This window comes from Metallosphaera yellowstonensis MK1 (assembly GCF_000243315.1).
Classification (GTDB): Archaea; Thermoproteota; Thermoprotei_A; order Sulfolobales; family Sulfolobaceae; genus Metallosphaera; species Metallosphaera yellowstonensis.
The window spans coordinates 1,253,870-1,258,398 of the sequence record NZ_JH597761.1; the positions used below are offsets into that span (position 1 = coordinate 1,253,870).

The window sequence follows — 4,529 nt, forward strand, 5'->3', positions numbered from 1 at the left end:
CCATTAAATGAAACGGTGGCTGAGATCGAGAGGAGGGTCCTGGAGGAGAGGAGGACATCCCGAGGTACGTCAGGGGGAAGGAGGTGAGGAGGAGGGGTTACGCCAGGTACAGGTTCTTGAAGGGGTTCAAGGTCTCCCTCCGGGGGTCGTGTACGGGCTGGAGTGGGTCACGGTGAGCTTACCCGTGCTGTACAGGGGAGGGGAGAGGGTGAGGACGAGGGAGGAGGAGGAGTTGCTCAGGGAGGAGGGGCTGGTGCTCAGGTCCCTCCTCCTGCCCGTGTTGGGAGGGAAGTTGAACGCCAAGCTCTGGACCCCAGGAGCGGGAGGTGAGGGGGGACTTCAAGTACGTGGTCGTGGACGGGAAGTACGTGAAGTTGAGGGGAGGGAGGAGGGGGGTCCTCTTAATCGCGTTGGGACTCACTGACCACGGTGTGAGGGCCGTGCTGGACGTGGTCCTGACCAGGGAGGAGGACGTCGTGAGCTACTGGGACCTCCTGGTGAGGCTGTGGAGGAGGTACAACCTCACCCTGGTCGTAGCCGACGGGGTGAAGGCCCTAGACACGGCAATCTCCCGCTCCTGGATTCAGGTCGCGAGGCAGACCTGCCTGGTCCACCTCAAACGGAGGGTGGACAGGAGGGTGAGGGTCTTGCTGGACCTCCTCCTCTCCCTCGCCGAGTCCGTCCCCACCCGTGGCTCTCCCCTCCTCTCCTACCTCCTCGCCCCCAGGGAGCTCTGGCCCCTCCTCAGGTCCAACAACCTGGCCGAGTCCTTCAACTCCCTCCTGGAGAGTTCGGGAAGTGCCACTCCCCCTGGAGGACCGGATCGCCCGGGCCATAGCCCTCAACTACAACCTCTCGACCTGTTATCTCATCATTGTAATAATATTACAGGATTCCTTATTTCTTCGTGAAATGGTCAAATATATTCAGTAATTCCTTCATTGAATAAGTCCAAATCAACAGAGATATTACAATTTGCAAAGGAGCCCTGAATCGCCCGCCTTATTGTTCCTTCTATATTATTGTGCATTGTGTATATAGCATGATCCTCGTCTATCATGGAATAAGGCGCCGATCTTTGCTCGGCGAAATGCACTATTACATCGGGTTTTACTTTATTAATGTAATCTCTTAAAACATTAGGTTTAGTGATATCATTAATTACGAAATCTATTGGTCCAATATATCTCTTAAATATATTTCTTCTTTCCTCGACTGACGGTAGTGGAAATGCTGAATCCCCACCTACTTCCATAGCTTGTGTTCTGGTTATTAGATTATCTATACCGTATACTTCATGTCCTTTCTTTCCTAGTCTTAACGCTAGGGCCCAACCTAGATAGCCGTCTATTCCTAAAATTAAGACTTTCTTAGTTTCCATAAATATAATGAAGGATATAGGTATTTAAAAATTATTTACGAATTTATTTAGAAAAAATTATATATTGGCAAAAAATCAAATATTTATAAATTAGGTGAATCTATTTTAATATTGTTATTAAGTTTCTTTCGCTAAAGCTATCTTAATAAGAGTATTAACGTATGTTTTCTTGTCTATATTCGGAGGATTTACTACGTAACAAAGAAGTCCTCCCATGAACGACCTTATTCTTATAATATCCTCATTACTTTCGCTATTTAAAGCACATTTACTTATTTTTTTCACTAGAGAATCACATAATTCTCTAATGTTATCTCCCAGTTCCTTATATATATTCATTGCAGATATAGTATGCAAGAAAAGTTTCCTCATAATAGGATCATCATATTTTTCTAGATATTTATTCCCAATACATTCAAGAGTATTTTCTTTTTCTTTTAAACAGCTCTCTACAATATCTAAAGGTAGACTTTTCTTAGCTACCTCTAAGATTAACTGATCTTTAGTCTTAAAGTGCCAAAATATTATTCCCTTAGAAACTCCTGCTTTTTTACACACTTGGTCTACTGAAGCTTTAAAAAAGTCTTCCTCAGCAAAAACTTCGGCAGCAGCTTGCAATATCTTTTCCTTCGTTACTTCTTCATTTCTCCGTCTCATAATTTAATTATGCCTCTCATAGTTTAAATGTTTAAATTATTCCTATAAGTATTTTTATTAGCACGAACGTTATTATGGATACTATAGTATATTTTACGTAAAGAGTCTTCATCTTGTTCATTAAATATGATCCACTGAATCCTCCTAAAATTCCGCCTATTAATATTACTAACCATAGATCATAACTTATTCCTCGTAATAAGAACAGATAGCTAGTAAAACCACTTGCAGAACTAAATAAAGCTACATAGCCTGCAGTAGCTGAAACTTTCTTATAATCTTTTTCTATTAGAGCTAAAACAGGTAAAATTATCATTCCGCCTCCTACGCCTAATAAACCGCCAAGAAATCCAGCAATAGCTCCTACTGTTATACCAAGTATGTACCCTTTAATATTTCCAGAAAATTTGTTTGTCTCCTCTTTTGCTCTTCCTCTTATCAAATTATACAATGTGTAGCCTAAGAATGCCACGAATATCCAGAGCAATATTTTCCTTGGAGTGTGAATTCCTATGAATGCCCCTATTGGAGCCATTATAACTGCAGGTATAATGAAGATCGTTCCTAATTTCCATAATACTCTACCCCTTTTTCCATTGTTTACCGTGGCAGACGACAATGAAAATACGTTTAATAAAAGCCCAGCGGCTGCTGCTATTGAAAATGGTATACCCAAGGAGTAATATATAGGAATTAATGTGTTAGCTGCACCTACACCCGCTACTGCAAACAACGCGGAAAGTATCCAGGTTAAAATGAATATGATAGATAAAATAATTGAATTCATAGACTATCACCTTTTATTTCTTTCAATTTCATAACAACGTGGACATAACCTTTTACCGTTGAAGATTTTTATGTGGTTCTCATATGTAGGCTCTCCGCAGTCGTCGCATACTATTCTTGCCATTGTCTTCTTTGGAGAACTGTATGTAAAGTCTTTGAGAAATTCATAATAGAATAATTCTTCGAAATCTTTTGAAAGTACGTAATTTATAACCTCGTCCGAAACTTCTCTAGGAACTTGAGATGCAGGTATTCCAGATTTTCTATATTTGAAAAATTCAAATTTGCTACATCCATCAAGTATTTCTGGCTTTGGTCTTATTCTAACTGCTCCTTTACCTGGTTTATAAACAATTATAGCCATCTTGCCGTATTGAAGTCTTTTGTAATTTCCTTTACCATAAGTACATCCAGTTGCTGCCTGAACTCCGTCGTCAAAACATCCTTGATGATGCTCATCACCAGTTTCCGAAAAAACGTAAGTATTAGTATCTTTTTCCTTTTCTATTCCTAGTAGTTTCAGAGCATATTTGCCTGCTAAATAACCTAATGGCATTGCAGGACATCTATGCCCGTGGAACTCGAATGCACATTCAGGTATTTCGTGGATTCTTTTCTGTTCCATTTTAAGTCACAATAAATTGACTAGTCAGTCAATTATTTAAATCTTTCTATTACAGCAGTTATGGGAATCTTAGGGAGGTAATACCAAGAACTCGGTATTAGCGAGAAGTTTTTAATTTTCGACGTCGTCCCGCTGAAAAGATGACGAACAGAAAGGGACAGGTCGAACTGGCTAAGGAGGATCTGATCAAGGCGGTCAACCAGGTCCTGGGCATAGTGAGGAGGAACGGGAGGAGCAGGAAGGTCGGGTTGGCACTCGTCTTGATGGTCCTGCTAGGTGGGAGGTCCAGCGTGAGGAACGCTGCTGAGACGTTCGGGTTGGACTACGCGAACCTGCTGGAGGCGTTGGGAGAACTGGACGACGCGTGGAGGGACTACCTGGAGGTCCTGTCGGGGCTGGTGAAGGGTGAGGTGGCCGTAATCATAGACGACACCGTGGACCACAAGGAGTACTCCAGGGGGAGGGACGTGAGCCCCCACGGGAACTACTGGATCTACTGCCACGCCCACGGGAGGTTCGAGAGGGGCGTGCAGCTCCTCACGGTCGCCATAGTGGACCTCTCCACGGGCAGGACGTTCATGGTGGGAGCCTTCCCCTACGCCGTGAGGAAGATGTTGGACTTGGGGATGGTCAACGAGTTCAAGACCAAGATCGAGATGGCCAGGGAGATGTTGGACGTGCTCAAGGGGTACTTCCGCGTGTCCAGGGTCGTCTTCGACTCGTGGTACTGGTCAGAGAAGCTCGTGAAGGAGAACGTGGTGTTTGAGCTCAAGTCCAACCGGAGGCTCCTCAGGGTCGAGTCGGTCCAGGGGACCCTCGAGGAGGTGGAGGGACACCTCCGAGTGGGGGACCTACCCCCCGGAGTCTACTACGCCGACCTGACCCTGGGAGGCCGAGTGATTACGGTAAAGTTGCTAGTCCGGGAATATAAACGTGACTCCGGGACACACGTGAAGTACCTCTACACGACCGACCTCTCGCTCAGCGAGGAGGAGATCGAGGAGGCCTGGAGGATGAGGTGGGAGATCGAGGAGCTCCACAGGGACGTCAAGGCCCTGGGACTGGAGGACTCCTCGTTCT

5 protein-coding genes and 1 pseudogene are annotated in these 4,529 nt (G+C 44.9%); 2 read left to right on the top strand and 4 right to left on the bottom strand.

What is annotated here, in order from left to right; genetic code table 11:
- Positions 1-933, top strand: a pseudogene (locus METMK1DRAFT_RS16370) (transposase); the annotation flags it as partial.
- Here METMK1DRAFT_RS16370 and METMK1DRAFT_RS07330 read toward each other — a convergent pair.
- The 4 genes from METMK1DRAFT_RS07330 to METMK1DRAFT_RS07345 all read right to left on the bottom strand — a co-directional run bounded on the left by METMK1DRAFT_RS07330 (position 917) and on the right by METMK1DRAFT_RS07345 (position 3,449).
- Positions 917-1,381 carry an NAD-dependent epimerase/dehydratase family protein gene (locus METMK1DRAFT_RS07330; RefSeq protein WP_009072327.1) on the bottom strand — a complete coding sequence of 155 codons (465 nt, stop codon included), beginning with the start codon at positions 1,379-1,381 and terminating at the stop codon, positions 917-919. The pseudogene METMK1DRAFT_RS16370 and the gene METMK1DRAFT_RS07330 overlap by 17 nt on opposite strands.
- Positions 1,382-1,498: 117 nt before the next feature.
- Positions 1,499-2,038 carry a TetR/AcrR family transcriptional regulator gene (locus tag METMK1DRAFT_RS15610; RefSeq protein WP_009072333.1) on the bottom strand — a complete coding sequence of 180 codons (540 nt, stop codon included), beginning with the start codon at positions 2,036-2,038 and terminating at the stop codon, positions 1,499-1,501.
- Positions 2,039-2,069: 31 nt separating this feature from the next.
- Positions 2,070-2,825 (bottom strand): sulfite exporter TauE/SafE family protein, encoded by a 756-nt coding sequence (locus METMK1DRAFT_RS07340; protein ID WP_009072334.1) that lies wholly within the window; start codon positions 2,823-2,825, stop codon positions 2,070-2,072.
- A 6-nt stretch (positions 2,826-2,831) separates the two neighbouring features.
- The gene (locus METMK1DRAFT_RS07345) at positions 2,832-3,449 is read right to left on the bottom strand and encodes an FmdE family protein (RefSeq protein WP_009072336.1); all 618 of its coding nucleotides are present in this window, start codon (positions 3,447-3,449) and stop codon (positions 2,832-2,834) included.
- 140 nt (positions 3,450-3,589) lie between these two features.
- On the opposite strand from METMK1DRAFT_RS07345, the gene METMK1DRAFT_RS07350 reads away from it, so the two are divergent.
- On the top strand, positions 3,590-4,529 hold a 940-nt coding region (locus METMK1DRAFT_RS07350; protein ID WP_009072339.1), incomplete at its 3' end, for a transposase.

Excerpts from the sequence above, each read along its gene's own strand:
- METMK1DRAFT_RS07330 (WP_009072327.1), bottom strand. The coding sequence starts at position 1,381 with ATGGAAACTAAGAAAGTCTTAATTTTAGGAATAGACGGCTATCTAGGT.
- METMK1DRAFT_RS15610 (WP_009072333.1), bottom strand. The coding sequence starts at position 2,038 with ATGAGACGGAGAAATGAAGAAGTAACGAAGGAAAAGATATTGCAAGCT.
- METMK1DRAFT_RS07340 (WP_009072334.1), bottom strand. The coding sequence starts at position 2,825 with ATGAATTCAATTATTTTATCTATCATATTCATTTTAACCTGGATACTT.
- METMK1DRAFT_RS07345 (WP_009072336.1), bottom strand. The coding sequence starts at position 3,449 with ATGGAACAGAAAAGAATCCACGAAATACCTGAATGTGCATTCGAGTTC.